Source organism: Ruminococcus sp. OM04-4AA (assembly GCF_003462585.1).
Classification (GTDB): Bacteria; Bacillota; Clostridia; order Lachnospirales; family Lachnospiraceae; genus Mediterraneibacter; species Mediterraneibacter faecis.
In genome coordinates, this window is the sequence record NZ_QTZH01000170.1 from 1 (window position 1) to 692 (window position 692).

Here is a 692-nt window from a genome sequence, read left to right on the forward strand (position 1 = left end):
CCGTCTGCTGTTCCTGATGTAAGGTTTCCGTATGGATCATACTGATAACTGTTCGTCAGATTAGCATTTTCAGTCAGGATTCCGGTTACGCTGTTTCTTCCGTCATATAAATAATAACTGCTTTCTGTGGATTTATCAACGCTTATACGTTCTCCGATTCCACTTTCTCCATAAGTATAAGCCTGACGGACTTTCTCGTCTGCTCCATACTCTGCGAGGACTTCTGTATTCTCACGATTGATATCGTTGATATACTCTGTCAGTGTGTATCCTTTGGCATTGGAACCGCCTTTTACCAGAGAGGCAAGCTGCTCTTTCGGGCTGTTCCCATCTTCGGTACGCTGGTTCTCCGGGATCAGGACTTCATCGCCATAGCAGTCTTCCCATTTATAGGTGTTATCCAGTTCGAATACCCTGTTGTTATCTCCATCGTACATGGCTGCCATCAGGACTGTTCCACCCTGTTTTACCACTGCCAGACGATTTTCTGCTGTGTATTCATAAGTAACCGGGTCTGCACTGTTTGTCTTATCACATTCCTGGATCAGATTACCGTCCTTATCATAGCTGTAGGTTGTTCCCGGATCGCCCCAGATCTTTGCATTCGTGCGTTTGATGAGCTGGTTGGAATCGTTGTACTTATAGTTATATTTTGCTTTGCTGACACCATCTTCGATCTTCTCGTAAGAGGT

At 44.9% G+C, this 692-nt stretch carries 1 protein-coding gene; it reads right to left on the reverse strand.

Going from position 1 to position 692, the window contains the following annotated elements:
- Positions 1–692: hypothetical protein (locus tag DXB52_RS15970; protein ID WP_147343408.1), on the reverse strand; the 692-nt coding region annotated here is incomplete at both ends.